The sequence below is a fragment of the Sphingobium sp. RSMS genome, assembly GCF_005406185.4.
GTDB classification, from domain to species: Bacteria; Pseudomonadota; Alphaproteobacteria; order Sphingomonadales; family Sphingomonadaceae; genus Sphingobium; species Sphingobium fuliginis.
Genome location: NZ_CM191257.1, coordinates 1,810,791 through 1,825,303 on the forward strand (window position 1 = coordinate 1,810,791; position 14,513 = coordinate 1,825,303).

A 14,513-nucleotide genomic window follows, 5' to 3' on the forward strand; every position below is an offset into this window, starting at 1 on the left:
TGCTTCCCGTCCGTATCATCGAAGAAAAGGTCCGATGAGGATCGTTCCGGTAAGGCCGCCGTCCAGCGCGGCGGGCTTTCTGCGGCGGCGGTCTTCGCTGCCGATCTGGGCCGATCTCACCTGGCGCGTGGGACTGGTGTTCGGCCTGATCGGGCTGGTGTTGCTGATCCACTGGGTCGGCCGGGATGGATTGAAGGACAATCTCGACGACAGGATCAGCTTCGTCGACGTGCTCTATTTCACCACCGTCACCGTGACGACGGTCGGCTATGGCGACATCGTGCCGGTCAGCCCGGAAGCCCGGCTGTTCGAGGCATTGCTGGTGACGCCGATCCGCCTGTTCGTCTGGCTGATCTTCCTCGGCACGGCCTATAATCTCTTTTTCCGCAACATCCTCTACAGGTGGCGCATGGCTCGCATTCAGGCCGATCTGCACAATCATATCGTCGTGACCGGCTTCGGCACCAGCGGGGCCGAGGCGGTGCGCGAGCTACTGGCGCGGGGCGTCGATCCGCGCGAGATCGTGGTGGTCGACCCGGTAGAGAAGGCGCTGGCCGAGGCCGAAGCGCTGGGCTGCAACATATTGTGCGGCGATTCGACGCGGGACCGGACGCTGAACGATGTCGCGATCCACCGGGCGCGGACGCTGATCGTGTCGGCGGGGCGGGACGACACCTCGATCCTCATCACCCTGACGGCGCGGCATCTGGCCCCTCGCCTGCCCATCAGCATCGTCGTGCGCAACGAGGATAACGAACTGCCCGCGCGGCAGGCGGGCGCGACCACCGTGATCAACCCGGTCAGCTTCGCCGGGCTGCTGCTGGCGGGCAGCACCAGCGGCCAGCATATTGCCGACTATATGTCGGACCTTGCCGCTTCGGGCGGTCAGGTGAAGCTGAACGAACGCTTCGTTCTGCCGGAGGAGATCGGGCAACCGCTTTCCGCCATCGCCACTGGTCTGGGGGTACGCATCTACCGCGACGGGCGGGCCATCGGCTTCTGGGAAGAGGGCGCGGCCCGGCTCCAGACCGGCGACCTGATCATAGAGATCGTGCAGGGCGCGGCCGCCGGGGAAGCCCGGTCCCTGCCCTGATTTCCTGCCCCCGTGACATTGCGCGCAAAAATCCCTATGTGCGCGCCGATCATGGCAACCAAAATTCCCGAAGCGCCGAAGGTCGGCATGGTGTCGCTGGGCTGTCCCAAGGCGCTGGTCGACAGCGAGCGCATCCTGACCAAGCTGCGTTCCGACGGCTATCAGATGTCCGCCGACTATGCCGGCGCCGACGTCGTGCTGGTCAACACCTGCGGTTTCCTCGATTCGGCCAAGGAAGAATCGCTGGAAGCCATTGGAGAGGCGATTGCGGAGAATGGCCGGGTCATCGTCACCGGCTGCATGGGCAATGAAGCGGAACTGATCCGTCAGAAATTCCCGCAGGTGCTGGCCGTCACCGGCGCGCATCAATATGAGGCGGTGGTGAACGCGGTGCATGAGGCGTCGCCGCCCATCCCCAACGCCTTCGTCGATCTGGTGCCGGAGGGTGGGCTCAAGCTGACCCCGCGCCACTACAGCTATCTGAAGATTTCGGAGGGCTGCAACCATCGCTGCTCCTTCTGCATCATCCCCTCGCTGCGCGGCGATCTGGTCAGCCGGCGCATAGACGCTGTGCTGCGCGAGGCGGAAAAGCTGGTGCATGCCGGAACCCGGGAACTGCTGATCATCAGCCAGGACACCTCCGCTTACGGGGTCGACACCCGGCATGAGGCGCGCCAGTGGAAGGGGCGCGAGGTTCGCGCGCACATGACCGATCTGGCGCGCGAACTGGGGCAGCTTCGCACCGCCGATGGCACGCCGCCCTGGGTCCGTCTGCACTATGTCTATCCCTATCCCCATGTGGATCAGGTGATCCCGCTGATGGCCGATGGGCTGCTGACCCCCTATCTCGACAATCCCTTCCAGCACGCCGCGCCTTCTGTCCTCAAGGCCATGAAGCGCCCGGCGAACGAAGCGAAGGTGCTGGACCGCATCCGCAAATGGCGGGACATCTGCCCGGACATCGCGATCCGTTCCTCCTTCGTCGTCGGCTTTCCCGGCGAGACGGAGGCGGATTTCGACTATCTTCTCCAGTGGCTGGACGAGGCGCAGCTCGACCGCGTGGGAGCCTTCCGCTTCGAACCTGTGGAGGGCGCGGCGGCCAACGACCTGCCCGGCGCCGTGCCGGAAGAGGTCAAGGAAGAACGCTATCAGCGGATCATGGAGAAGACCGCCGCCATTTCCGCCGCACGGTTACAGGCGAAGGTCGGCCGCGTGCTGCCCGTCATCATCGACGAGGTGGGCGAAGCGGACGAGGACGGCTCCATCGGCGCGACCGCGCGCAGCCAAGCCGACGCACCGGAAATCGACGGCAATGTCTTCCTGCGCGACGTGGGCGAAGGCTTGCAGCCGGGCAGCATCCTGAACGTGCTGATCGAGGATGCCGACGAGCATGACCTTTACGGAGTGCCGTCGGTTTAGGGCACCATGTTCCTGCGAGGGCATGAACCCAGTTCCGACGTCAGAACGGAACGCCCGCCTTCGCAGGGGCACGGCGCATTGTGGGGGGGGCAGCGTCATTCTGCCGCCGCAAAGGCGTCCTGATATTCCGTCCTGATCGCCTTGCGCATGGCCCCGTCCACAGGCAGCGCGATCTCATAGCTTCCCTCGGCATAGGGCCCGGCGCTGTAGGGACCGACGACCACGGTGACGCCGTCGATCAGCTTGCCGTCCTTCGACGTCGGCACCAGCACCTGCTGCATCGGATCGATGCATTTGGTGAAGTCGTCGTCATCGCTCCGCTTCACCGGCTCGCCGCGCTTTTCGGCGCGAGCCTTGTCCAGTGCGTCGCAGAAGCGGTCATGGATGGCGGCCGCGAAGGCGGCAGGCGAAGTCATCAACGCCGTGACCGCCGTCTCCCGCTTGCGCGCCTTGTCCCACAGCAATGCGTCATAGCCGGTCATGCCATGCGCCCCGCCGGTATAGACATAGCTTTCCGATTGGAGCGCAAGGAAGCGTGGCGTATCGGCGGCGACCGTCCAATGGACGTCAAGCGCATGGGCGCGGAAGGGATAGCCGGACGCGCTGGCGGCCTTCTGGTCTTCGCGCGCCATTTTCAACGCATCCGCCTTGCCGACCTTCAGCGCGTTGCCGAACTTCTCCGCCAGGGCGGGTATCTGCGCGGCCTGGGCAGGGTAGCCATAGGCGAATTCGAGCAGATCGGTCTTCTCCTTCTGCTCGAAGGGTTGGGCGGGCGGCGGCGGCTCCGGCTGGCCGGACATGCGGTTCGCGAAATTGCTGGCCGCGACATCGTTGCCCGGCAGAGCCGCTTCGCCCGCATTCCGGGCATCTTTCGACGGCGAACAGGCGCAAAGCAGCAGGACCGCCCCCAGGGGCAGTCCCGCCAGTCCCCTCCCCTTTATCCGGCGCATCAATGGGCCTTGGCTGCCGCCATGCACCGTTCGCTGATCGCCTTGCGCGCATAGCTGCTCTGGAGCGCCGCGCCGGCATTGGGCCAGCCTTCCGCGATCAATGCCTGCTCCACCGCATGCGCTCCGTCGAAACGCCCGCTTTCCGCCAGCGCATAGGCACGGGCGCGCAGGGCCTGAAGGCGGCCATCGTCGCTGTGCATCATCATGTCTCTCCTTCTTTTAACTTCGTTCAATCTATGCCTGCGCTCCGCCCGACGCAAATGATAGCGCGGTCGAAGGAGGCGCGCGGACGACGAAAGATTGGGCTTTTCTTACCCGCCGCCTTTCTCCAGAACATAGGGCATGAGCGATTTTTCCGACCTGCTGAAAGCCGACAACAATCAACCTGCCCGTTCGATCCTGATCGTGGAGGCGCCAGGGCTGGAAAGCTGGCTGGGAAGCCAGCCGGAGCGTGTGCGCGCGCTGGCCGCCGCGCAGAAATTCAAGGGCAAGGCGCATGAATTCGCCATTCTGCCTGGCGAAGATCCGGCGGACTGGTCGGTAGTGGCGGGCGTCGCTTCCGCCACGAAGCTGGGACCATGGTGCCTTGCCAGGCTGGCCGAGGCCTTGCCCGAGGGGACTTATCGGTTGGTCGAAGGCGCGGCCGGCGCGGCGATGCTGGGATGGCTGACCGCGCAATATCGCTTTGACCGCTATCGCAGCGAAGAAAATGGATCGGGAGCGCGCGTCCTGCTGACCGCGGAAGTGGCGCAGATCGATGCGGCCACGCGCCTGGCGGAGGCGGTGGCGCTGGTGCGCGATCTGGTCAACACGCCCGCCGCCGACATGGGGCCGGCCGAACTGGAAGCTGCAACCCGCAAGGTGGCGGAACGCTTCGGCGCCGACTGCAAGGTGACGAAGGGGGATGCGCTGGAACATGGCTTCCCGATGATCCATGCCGTGGGCAAGGCCGCGGACAAGGGCTTCGCGCCGCGCCTCATCGAATTGCGCTGGGGCGATCCCGGGCACCCGAAGGTCGCGGTCGTCGGCAAGGGCATTTGCTTCGACAGCGGCGGCCTGGACATCAAGCCGTCTTCCGCCATGCGCCTGATGAAGAAGGACATGGGCGGCGCGGCCCATGCCCTGGCGCTGGCGCAGCTTGTCATGGACGCGGGCCTGCCGGTTAGGCTTCACCTGCTGATCCCGGCGGCGGAGAATGCGGTGTCCGGCAATGCCTTCCGGCCCGGCGACATATTGCGGTCGCGCAAGGGGCTGACGGTCGAGATCGGCAATACCGATGCCGAGGGGCGGCTGGTGCTGGGCGACGCGCTGACGCTGGCGGGAGAGGACAAGCCGGACCTGATCATCGACTATGCTACGCTCACCGGCGCGGCGCGGGTGGCCGTGGGGCCGGACCTCCCCGCCCTGTTCGCCAATGACGAGGCGCTCGCCGCAGACATGGATGCGGCCGGGACCGCCGTCGACGATCCGACCTGGCGCCTGCCCCTGTGGGACGGCTATGCGGAAATGCTGAAGTCCGATGTGGCCGACATCAACAATGCGGGCGAAGGCGGCTTTGCCGGGGCGATCACCGCCGCGCTGTTCCTCAGGCGGTTCGTGCCCGACGCCGTGCCCTGGCTGCATCTCGACACCTTTGCCTGGCGTCCCGCCTCCCGGCCGGGGCGGCCCAAGGGGGGCGAGGCGCTGGGACTGCGCGCCGTCTTCCATATGCTGCAAGCGCGCTACGGCCGTAAAAAGTAAAAAGAAAGCGATTGTCCGAGGCCGTTACGCAACCGGATTGGCTATCGTGCGTTACGGGGTCATGGATGCCCATTCCGCACAGACTGAAGCCGCAGAGCTGAACCGTCCCGGCCTGAAGCCGCTCAGCCAATGGATGCGCACATTGGTCGATTATGTGCGGTCCGGCAAACCCGACCTCACCAACCGGCAGATGGCGCTGATGCTGACCGTCTACATCGGCGCGGGGCCGCATACGGTGCGGGGACTCGCGGAGGCGCTGAACGTCTCCAAGCCGGTCATCACCCGCGCACTCAACAAATTATCGGCGCTCGGCTATCTGCGGCGGGAACGGGACTCCACCGACCGACGCAATATTTTCATCACCCGAACCCCAAAAGGGGCGGAATTTCTTGACGCCTTTCACCATTTCATCGCAGGAACCGGCCGCGATGAACGCCTCAACTTCTCCCCTGCGGAACGCACCGCCTGAACGCATCCGATTCAAGCTGGACGGCCGATCGGTCAGGCTCGACACGCGCGTCCACGCGGCGCGCGGCGACCTGGCCGACCTGGCGCTGGCCGGCGTGCTGTTTTCCGCCCATTATGCCCGCGCCGTCGAACTGACCTGCGTCGCCGCCGGCGCGCCGGTGCTGGCATCCGACACGCCCAAGGCGCAGGCGGTCAGCGAATTGCTGCGCGGCGAGAGCTTCCACGCGCTGGACGTGACGGCGGACTGGGCCTGGGGCTTTTGCGGGCATGACGGCTATGTCGGCTATGTCCGGCGGGAAGCGCTGGACGTGCGGGAGGTGGTGAACAGCCGCGTGATCACCGGCACGGCGCCGCTCTTCAGCGCCGCCGACATCAAGTCGCCCATTGCCGATTACTGGCCGCGCGGCGCGCAGTTCGCGGCAGAGGCGCGGGGCGATTTCTTCGCCTGTGCGGAAGGCTTCGTGCATCGGCGCCATGTCGCGGAGATCGACGCGCTGGAAAGCGACTGGGTTTCGGTGGCGGAGCGTTATCTGGGCCAGCCCTATGTCTGGGGCGGGCGCGGGCATCGCGGCGTCGACTGTTCCGGCCTGGTGCAGGTATCGCTCGGCCAGTGCGGGATCAAGGCGCCCCGCGACACCGATCTGCAGCGGGAGGGGATCGGTTCCCTCATCGCGCCGGATGCGCCGCTCCGACGAGGGGACTTTGTCTTCTTCCCCGGCCATGTCGGCATCATGACCGACGAGCGCAACATGATACATGCCAACGCCCATTGGATGAGCGTGGTGATCGAGCCACTGGCCGACGTCGTCGGACGGTTGGCGGCGGACCATGCGGAACCCGTGACGGCGAGGCGGAGAATCGGCACATGACACATCGGATATTCATCGACGGCGGCGTCGGCACCACGGGTCTGGAAATCAACGAGCGGCTGGCGGGTCGTCCCGAACTGTCGATCATCACGCTCGACGAGGACAGGCGCAAGGACGCGTCGGCGCGCAGGGAGGCGCTGAACGCGGCGGACATCGTCATCCTCTGCCTGCCCGACGATGCAGCGCGGGAGGCGGTGGCCCTGATCGACAATGGCCGGACGCGGGTGATCGACGCGTCGACGGCCCATCGGGTGGCGGACGGCTGGACCTATGGCTTTGCCGAACTGGAACCGGGGCATCGGGACAGGCTTGCAAATTCGCGGTTCGTCGCCAATCCGGGCTGCTGGCCGACAGGCTTCCTGGCGCTGGTGAGACCGCTGGTGCTCGCCGGTCTGCTGCCGGGCGACTGGCCGGTGACGGTATCCGGCGCATCCGGCTATTCGGGCGGCGGCAAGTCGATGATCGCGGAATATGAAGGCGCGGAGGGCGCGCCGAGCGCGTTCCGGCCCTATGGACTGGGGCTGGCCCACAAGCATGTGCCGGAAATGCTGCGCTATTCCGGCTTGCAGCACCCGCCCCTGTTCGCCCCGGCCGTCGCCAATGCCTATCGCGGCATGATCGTGGAGGTGCCGTTGCAGTTGCGCGCCCTGCCCGGGGCGCCTTCGGTGGCCGATGTGCATGGCGTGTTGGCCGCCGCCTATGCGGGATCGCCCATCGTCAGCGTGGAAGCGCTGGAGGACAGCGCGGCGATGACTCAGGTCCGGCTGGAGCATGTCGGCGCGACCGACCGGCTGGCGCTGTTCGTCTTCGGCAATGAGGCGGCCGGTCAGGCGCGGCTGGTGGCGGCGCTCGACAATCTCGGCAAGGGCGCGGCCGGAGCCGCCGTGCAGAACCTCAACATATTGGCGGGACTGCCGGAAACGGCTGGCCTGCGGCTATAGGCCGACATTCGATCTGCTCCATCCGTCATGCCGGACTCGTTTCAGCATGACGGATGGGAAGTCGGGGCGAGCGAAGCTTCGGAGATGCGCTGGATCAATGGATCGTGCCCAGCGGCCCTTCATGGGTCAGCAGCACGATCAGCCGCTCGATCTGCCGCCAATGGCAGAAGCGGATATGGTTGCCCAGATCGCGGCTTCGGTCGGCGCGCGCCGCGGCTTCATAGCCTGCATTGTCGCCAAACAGCGACATCAGCTCAGCTGCGTCCTCATAGCTCTTTCGATTGGAAAGATATGGCATGTTCATGACGAAGCCCCCCAAAGTCCCCACCCTGACGGTAAGGATCATGGTTCAATCCCCATGCCAACCATGGTCATCGACGGAGCAGCGCGGCCTGGAAGGGTGAACGGCCGGTTAGCCAAGTCCCGCCATGGCACAAACATCCCGTTGCGGCACAGACCTGTCCTGAAAAGGCGCAGGCGGGAAAGCGCTGGCCATGCATCCCCGCGCGTGGCAAGGACCGGGAAATGACCAATGCCAGAAAAGAACCGATCGGCGCAGGCGCCATTTTGGCGCTCACCATTTTGGGCGGAACAATCGTCGGCGGCCTGATGGGCCAGCCAAGTGCAGGCCTGCTGGGCGGCACCGCGCTGGGCATCGTGATCGCGGTGCTGCTATGGGTGCGGGATCGGGGAAAATAGCTCCGCACCCGGCACTTGCGCGCCTTGCCACCATCTGTGGGCCAGCATAAACGGATAGCCATGAAGAAGCATCTGATCGCGCTCACCCTCCTCACGCTGGCCGTTCTCATCGGCCTTTTCTTCTATTTCGCGCGGGGAGATACGGCGCGGCTTCCGGCCGGCGCGGATGTGGGCAAGGAGCCGGTTTTCACCAGCCCCCGCAGCGAAATGATCCCGACGATGAACGTCGCGGATGCCGTGCCGTGGAAGGGTGGGGAAAAGCCGGTTCCCGCAAAGGGGCTGAACGTCGATCGCTTCGCGGATGGGCTGGACCATCCCCGCTCGCTGCTGCGCCTGCCCAATGGCGATGTGCTGGTGGCCGAAACCAACAGTCCGACACGCCCGACGGGCGGCATCGTCAACCGGGTGATGAACTATCTGATGAACAAGGCAGGCGCCGGCGTGCCGTCCGCCAACCGCATCACCCTGCTGCGCGACGCCGATGGCGACGGGCGGGCGGAAACCAAGACCGCTTTCCTCAGCGGGCTCAACTCCCCCTATGGCATGGCGCTGGTGGGGAACACGCTCTACGTCGCCAATACGGATGCCTTGATGGCCTTTCCCTACAAGGAAGGGGACAGCAGGATCACGGCCAGGGGGCGCAAGATCCTGAACCTTCCCGCGCAGGCGCCCAACATGCACTGGACGCGCAGCCTGGCCGCAAGCCCGCAGGGGCTGCTTTATGTGGGCGTCGGCTCCAACAGCAATATCGGGGAAAATGACCTGGAGACGGAGGCCAATCGCGCCGCCGTGCTGGAGGTCAATCCCGATACGGGCGCCTATCGCATCTACGCTTCGGGCCTGCGCAACCCCGTGGGGCTGGCTTTCGAGCCCAGGAGCGGCGCCTTGTGGGGCGTGGTGAACGAGCGCGACATGCTGGGCAGCGATCTGGTGCCCGATTATCTGACGCGGGTGGAATTCGGCGCCTTCTATGGCTGGCCGTGGAATTATTGGGGCGGTTATGAGGATCGCCGTGTCCAGCCGCAACGGCCGGAGGTTCGCGAATATACCAAGCGGCCGGACTATGCGCTGGGCAATCATGTGGCGCCGCTGGGCCTCAGCTTCGCCGACAAGGTGACGCTGGGCGCGCCCTATGCCAACGGCGCCTTTGTCGGGCTGCACGGCAGCTGGAATCGCAAGCCTGCCGCGGGCTACAAGGTCGTGTTCGTGCCCTTTGGCGACAATGGGGAGGCGGGCAAGGCCAAGCCGGTCGATGTGCTGACGGGCTTCCTGGGAAGCAAGGGCGAGGCGCATGGGCGCCCGGTCGATGTGACGGCGGACGCCAGGGGCGCGTTGCTGGTCAGCGACGATGTCGGCGGTGTCGTCTGGCGGGTGACGGCGGCGAAGTGAGGTGATGGGTTCTTGCCGGGGTGTGCCCTTGATCCTCTCCCGTCGAGGGCCGGCAGAGAGGGACACTCCCCAAAATGCCCCGGCCGCAAACCCATGAATGGCGCGCTCAGGATTTGAGGCAAAGGGCCCGGCACAAGGAGAGAGGGCGCGGGAATATGTTTCAAGCCCTGCCGACGCCGTGATGGGCCTTTCTGGTCGAACCGCAGGACGCCCGGATGGGTTTACGGCCTAGATATTGAGGCCATGCCGCCCGGCCAGTTCCACCACATATTGCCAGGCCACGCGGCCTGAGCGGCTACCCCGCTGCGTCGCCCACTGGATCGCGTCCAGCGGCTGGAAGCTGAGGCCGAGGCTGGCCGCATAGCCGCTGACAATAGCGACATAGGCATCCTGGTCGATCGCGTGGAAACCCAGGGACAGCCCGAAGCGGTCCGAAAGCGCCATCTTGTCGTCCACCACGTCGCGGGGATTGACGGGGTCGTCCTGCTCCGACAGGTGGCGGGGCACGATGTGACGGCGGTTGGACGTCACATAGAGGCGAACATTGGCCGGGCGGGCGGCGGTTCCGCCCTGGAGCAGCGATCGAAGCGCACGGGCGTCGCCCACCCCATTTTCATCGAAGCCAAGATCGTCGAGGAACAGGATGAAGGGCCGGCGCGTGTCGCGCAACAGGGTGAAGAGTTGCGGCAGGCTGGCCAGTTCATCGATCGCGCATTGCAGCAGGGCGATGTCCTGCCCCTCCGCCTGAAGCTTGCCGATGACGGCGGCAACGACGGCGGACTTTCCGGTTCCGCGTGCGCCCCACAGCAGCACGTCATGCGCCGCATGTCCGGCAGCATGGCGGCGGCTGTTTTCAAGCAGCGCCTGCTTCTGCGCATCAATGCCGGTCAACAGGGCGTAATCCACCGGCGCGAAGGCCTCCACAGCCCGGATCGTGGCGCCGTTCCACACATAGGCGGGCGCGGCGGCCAGATCGGCGGAAGAAGCGGGCGGCGGAGCGATCCGTTCCAGCGCTTCGGCAATGCGGGTCAGCAGGGCATCGTTCATGGCGCCCTCGCTTAGCCCGCATCCGCATGACGGGCAAGCGCGGCGCCCATGTCATTCTTCTGTAGCAATGGCCTTTTACTCCCGGAAATCGGGGCTTATATCGCTGGGGTCGTGACCATCCCAAATCCAGTCTTTTCCACCCGAATAAGCCGCTATGGCAGCGAAGCGCTGCGCGAGGCGGCGCTGCTGATCCGTGCGGGCGAACCGGTCGCCGTGCCGACGGAGACGGTCTATGGCCTGGCGGCGGACGCCACGGACTCCAACGCGGTGGCGGCGATCTACACCGCCAAGGGACGGCCAAGCTTCAATCCGCTGATCGTCCATGTCGCCGATCGGGAGATGGCCGGGCGTCTGGCCGATTTTTCGCCCGTGGCCGACAAGCTGGCGGAGCGGTTCTGGCCCGGCGCGCTGACCATGGTCCTGCCGGTGCGCCCGGATAGTGGGCTGTCCCCGCTGGTCATGGCGGGACTGCCGACCGTGGCGCTGCGCCTGCCCGCCCATCCGGCGATGCGGGCGCTGATCCGGGAAAGCGGGCGTCCGCTCGCCGCGCCTTCGGCCAATCGCAGCGGCGCGATCAGCCCGACGCGCGCCGAACATGTGCTGGCGAGCCTCAACGGCAAGATCCGCATGATCCTGGATGAGGGGCCGACCAGCGAAGGGCTGGAATCGACCATCGTCGCGCCGGAAAGCGACTGCATCCGCCTGCTGCGACCGGGCCCGATCACGGCGGCCATGCTGGAGGAGGCAAGCAGGCTGCCGGTGGTGACGGGCGCTGACAATGCGAAGATCGAGGCGCCGGGGCAGTTGGAAAGCCATTATGCGCCGTCCAAGCCGGTGCGGCTGAACGCGCTGAAGGCGGAGAAGGACGAATATCTGATCGGCTTCGGCCTGATGCCGTGTCATGTGAATCTCAGCCCCGACGCCGAGATGCGGGAAGCGGCGGCGCATCTGTTCGCGGCCCTGCACATCGCGGATGCCAGCGCGGCGGAGCGGATCGCGGTGGCGCCGATACCCAATGAAGGGATCGGTGTAGCCATCAATGACCGGTTGCGGCGGGCGGCGGCTTAACATTCGCATTCATGCGGACCGCCTATGAATATGGTCATGCTGAACTTATTTCAGCATGACGCGTGGGGATGGGCCGGATAAAAGGGCGAGAAATCACTCACCCGCAATTATCATAACCCGCATCGCGGCATTCGCGGCGACGGCGTTCTTCCTCCTTCTTCCGCTCGCGGGCTTCGCGCGCCTCCTGCTTGCGCATCTTGCGGCCGTAATTGCGGTCGGCCTCTTCCTGGCTGGTGGTGCTCCAGTCGACCACCTGGCTGCCAGCGCGCACCGGCGCCGTCACGATATTCGCCGCCGTCCGCGCGATGCAGCCCGGCAGGAACAGCAACAAAGCCGGCGCGGCCACCCATGCGATCTTGTTCATATCTCTTCCCCGGCTTGTCATGTCCGCCAGCTTAAAGACGCTGGCGGCCAGGGCAAGCCGTGGGCGACGAACCGTTAGGGCGCTTCGATCCGCTCGGCAAAGCCCTTGCGCAGCTTGGCGAGCTTGGGCGGGATCACCGCCATGCAATAGGGGTTCCGGTCCCCCACCCGCTCCCAATATTTCTGGTGATAATCCTCCGCCGGATACCAGGGCGCGTCGGGCTCTATGGCGGTGACGATCGGGTTCGCCTGATCCGCCTGAGCGCGCTCGATCCCGGCCTTCGCCTCCGCCGCCTGTTCGGGCGAATGGGGGAAGATGGCCGACCGATACTGGGTGCCGATGTCGTTGCCCTGCCGGTTGAGCGTCGTCGGATCATGGGTGGCGAAGAAAATGTCCAGCAGGTCGCCATAGCCGATCGCCGCCGGATCATAGGTGATGCGGATAGCCTCGGCATGGCCGGTCGCGCCGGAGCAGACCTGCTCATAGCTGGGGTTCGGCAGCGTGCCGCCGATATAGCCGCTTTCCACGGCCTTCACGCCCTTCAGATTCTGATACACCGCTTCCGTGCACCAGAAGCAGCCGCCAGCCAGGGTTGCGATCTCTTCGGCCATATAGGGAGTCCTTATCCTGAATTGGCCGCCGAGATAGGAAGGATCAGCCCGCGGTTCCAGTCTGCCGCATCGCCGCCTCCGCCTTGGCGCGTTCCTCGGCCACCAGTTCCTTGCGGGACAGCTTGCCGACCAGCGTCTTGGGCAGGTTGAGGCGCACCTCCACCTCGCACACCTTCTCATGCTTGCCCAGTTGCGGGTTCAGCCAGTCCTTGAGCGCGGCCCCGTCGATCCCGGAGCCCTCCTGAAGAGTGACGAAGGCCTTCGGGCATTCGCCGCGATAATGGTCGGGAATGCCGATCACCAGCGCTTCCTTGACCGCCGGATGGTGGTAGAGGACCTTCTCGACCTCGCTGGGGAAGACCTTGAACCCGCCGACGGCGATCATGTCCTTCAGCCGGTCGACGATCTTCACATAGCCGTCCTCGTCGATCAGCCCGACATCGCCTGTGCGCAGCCAGCCGTCGACGAAAACCTCCTCGTCGGCGTCCGGCCGCTGCCAATAGCCCTTCATGATCTGCGGCCCGGAAAAGACCAGTTCGCCCGGTTCGCCCTCGGGCGGCGGACGGGTCGGGTCCTCGCGGTCGACCAGCTTGACGCGGGTGCCGGGCACCGGCTGCCCCACCGTGCCGGACTTGTTGAGGCCCTCATAGGGGTTGGAGCAGACGACCGGGCTGCTTTCGGTGAGGCCATAGCCCTCGACCAGCTTGGAGCCCGTCATCGCCTCGAACCGCTGCTTGACCTCCAGCGGCAGCGGCGCGCCGCCGGAAATGCAGAGGCGCAGGGAGGAGAAGTCGATATTGGGCGTCGCGGGATGATCCAGCAGCGCCTGGTACATGGTGGGCACGCCGGGCAGCGAGGTCGCCCTGGTCCGCTGCAACGCGGCCAGAACCTGCGTGCCGTCGAAACGGGGCAGCATCACCATCTCGCCGCCGTTCAGCACCGTCCGGTTGAGCACGCATGTATTGGCGAAGACATGGAAGAAGGGCAGCACCGCCAATATGCGGTCGGGCGCTTCGGGATGCGGATCGATCAGGCGGACCTGCCGCGCATTGGCGGTCAGGTTCTGATGGGTCAGCATTGCGCCCTTGGGCCGGCCGGTGGTGCCGCCGGTATATTGCAGTAGGGCGATGTCCTGCTCCGGATCGATGGCGACCGGCACGGGGTCTTCGCCATGGCGCAGCAGGTCCGCATAATGGGTAAGGCGCGGATCGTGCGGTACCGCGACCGTCTCCTTGCGCTTGAACAGCCGGAACAGCACCGACTTGGCAGGCGGCAGGACTTCCGCGACGCAGCCGACGACCAGCCGTTCCAGGCTGCTGTTGTCCAGCACTTCCAGCGCGGTGGGCAGCAATGCCTTGGCCGACAGGGTGAAGAGGATCTTCGTCCCGCTATCCTCGACCTGATGTTCCAGTTCGGCGGCCGTGTAGAGGGGGGAATAGTTGACGACCGTCGCCCCGGCCATCATCGCGCCATAATAGGCCGCGACATAATGAGGGACATTGGGCAGGAAAAGACCGACCCGGTCCCCCTTTTCTATGCCCATGTCCTGCAATCCCCTGGCGACCCGCCGGATGCTGTGGAGCATTTCGCCATAGCTCGTCTTGCGGCCCATGAAGTCGATCATCACCGCTTGCGGATTGGCCGCGGCGCTGTTCGCCACCATCTCCACCATCGACAGGGGCGGGAATGTCTGCTCCCAGGCAGAGGGATGATTATAGCGGGTTTTCCAGATTTTTTCGCTGCTCTCCATTTGTACAGGTGTAAGTTACGCCTTCCCTTTACGCAAGCGTAAAGCACGGCAAAAGGGCCGCGGCCCTTGGCAAGGCGCGGCCCTTTTCCCGGTCTCTGCCGTCGT

16 protein-coding genes are annotated in these 14,513 nt (G+C 65.5%); 9 read left to right on the forward strand and 7 right to left on the reverse strand.

Going from position 1 to position 14,513, the window contains the following annotated elements; translation table 11 throughout:
* The first annotated feature begins 34 nt into the window (after positions 1-34).
* Together EGM87_RS08505 and rimO are read left to right on the forward strand one after the other, a co-directional pair.
* Complete coding sequence (locus tag EGM87_RS08505; RefSeq protein WP_044662577.1) at positions 35-1,093, forward strand: potassium channel family protein; 1,059 nt, start codon at positions 35-37, stop codon at positions 1,091-1,093.
* Positions 1,094-1,129: 36 nt separating this feature from the next.
* Positions 1,130-2,512, forward strand: coding sequence for a 30S ribosomal protein S12 methylthiotransferase RimO (gene rimO, locus EGM87_RS08510; protein WP_171010080.1), 1,383 nt, complete (start codon positions 1,130-1,132; stop codon positions 2,510-2,512).
* Between the two features lie 95 nt (positions 2,513-2,607).
* Here the strand turns inward: rimO and EGM87_RS08515 are convergent, their stop codons facing one another.
* Both EGM87_RS08515 and EGM87_RS08520 read right to left on the reverse strand, forming a co-directional pair.
* Positions 2,608-3,462, reverse strand: coding sequence for a DUF4163 domain-containing protein (locus EGM87_RS08515; protein ID WP_044662578.1), 855 nt, complete (start codon positions 3,460-3,462; stop codon positions 2,608-2,610).
* A complete protein-coding gene (locus tag EGM87_RS08520) occupies positions 3,462-3,665 on the reverse strand; it encodes a hypothetical protein (RefSeq protein ID WP_007684028.1) in 204 nt (67 codons plus the stop codon). Before EGM87_RS08520 ends, EGM87_RS08515 begins: the two co-directional genes overlap by 1 nt.
* 139 nt (positions 3,666-3,804) lie before the next feature.
* On the opposite strand from EGM87_RS08520, the gene EGM87_RS08525 reads away from it, so the two are divergent.
* The 4 genes from EGM87_RS08525 (at position 3,805) to argC (ending at position 7,480) form a co-directional block, all read left to right on the forward strand.
* Positions 3,805-5,202, forward strand: coding sequence for a leucyl aminopeptidase family protein (locus EGM87_RS08525; protein ID WP_044662579.1), 1,398 nt, complete (start codon positions 3,805-3,807; stop codon positions 5,200-5,202).
* Between the two features lie 61 nt (positions 5,203-5,263).
* Positions 5,264-5,671: a MarR family winged helix-turn-helix transcriptional regulator gene (locus EGM87_RS08530; RefSeq protein ID WP_025548865.1), complete on the forward strand. Its 408-nt coding sequence runs from the start codon at positions 5,264-5,266 to the stop codon at positions 5,669-5,671.
* Complete coding sequence (locus EGM87_RS08535; RefSeq protein WP_044662580.1) at positions 5,631-6,539, forward strand: C40 family peptidase; 909 nt, start codon at positions 5,631-5,633, stop codon at positions 6,537-6,539. Before EGM87_RS08530 ends, EGM87_RS08535 begins: the two co-directional genes overlap by 41 nt.
* Positions 6,536-7,480 (forward strand): N-acetyl-gamma-glutamyl-phosphate reductase, encoded by a 945-nt coding sequence (argC, locus tag EGM87_RS08540; RefSeq protein WP_025548862.1) that lies wholly within the window; start codon positions 6,536-6,538, stop codon positions 7,478-7,480. Before EGM87_RS08535 ends, argC begins: the two co-directional genes overlap by 4 nt.
* Positions 7,481-7,574: 94 nt before the next feature.
* Here argC and EGM87_RS08545 read toward each other — a convergent pair whose 3' ends face one another.
* Positions 7,575-7,778, reverse strand: coding sequence for a hypothetical protein (locus EGM87_RS08545; protein ID WP_037482318.1), 204 nt, complete (start codon positions 7,776-7,778; stop codon positions 7,575-7,577).
* Positions 7,779-8,005: 227 nt separating this feature from the next.
* On the opposite strand from EGM87_RS08545, the gene EGM87_RS08550 reads away from it, so the two are divergent.
* Together EGM87_RS08550 and EGM87_RS08555 are read left to right on the forward strand one after the other, a co-directional pair.
* Entirely contained in the window at positions 8,006-8,179 is a 174-nt protein-coding gene (locus tag EGM87_RS08550) for a hypothetical protein (RefSeq protein WP_165363299.1), read from the forward strand.
* Between the two features lie 60 nt (positions 8,180-8,239).
* The gene (locus tag EGM87_RS08555; protein ID WP_044662581.1) at positions 8,240-9,568 is read left to right on the forward strand and encodes a PQQ-dependent sugar dehydrogenase; all 1,329 of its coding nucleotides are present in this window, start codon (positions 8,240-8,242) and stop codon (positions 9,566-9,568) included.
* Positions 9,569-9,796: 228 nt separating this feature from the next.
* Here the strand turns inward: EGM87_RS08555 and EGM87_RS08560 are convergent, their stop codons facing one another.
* Positions 9,797-10,615: an ATP-binding protein gene (locus tag EGM87_RS08560; RefSeq protein WP_025548859.1), complete on the reverse strand. Its 819-nt coding sequence runs from the start codon at positions 10,613-10,615 to the stop codon at positions 9,797-9,799.
* 111 nt (positions 10,616-10,726) lie between these two features.
* Between EGM87_RS08560 and EGM87_RS08565 the strand changes: the two genes are divergently transcribed.
* Positions 10,727-11,683 (forward strand): L-threonylcarbamoyladenylate synthase, encoded by a 957-nt coding sequence (locus tag EGM87_RS08565; protein WP_044663182.1) that lies wholly within the window; start codon positions 10,727-10,729, stop codon positions 11,681-11,683.
* A 97-nt stretch (positions 11,684-11,780) separates the two neighbouring features.
* Here the strand turns inward: EGM87_RS08565 and EGM87_RS08570 are convergent, their stop codons facing one another.
* The 3 genes from EGM87_RS08570 to EGM87_RS08580 form a co-directional block, all read right to left on the reverse strand.
* Entirely contained in the window at positions 11,781-12,047 is a 267-nt protein-coding gene (locus tag EGM87_RS08570) for a hypothetical protein (protein ID WP_025548857.1), read from the reverse strand.
* A gap of 74 nt (positions 12,048-12,121) precedes the next feature.
* On the reverse strand, positions 12,122-12,658 hold the full coding sequence (gene msrA / locus EGM87_RS08575) for a peptide-methionine (S)-S-oxide reductase MsrA (RefSeq protein ID WP_025548856.1): 537 nt from the start codon (positions 12,656-12,658) through the stop codon (positions 12,122-12,124).
* 43 nt (positions 12,659-12,701) lie between these two features.
* A complete protein-coding gene (locus tag EGM87_RS08580; RefSeq protein WP_044662582.1) occupies positions 12,702-14,408 on the reverse strand; it encodes a long-chain-fatty-acid--CoA ligase in 1,707 nt (568 codons plus the stop codon).
* Positions 14,409-14,513: the final 105 nt, after the last annotated feature.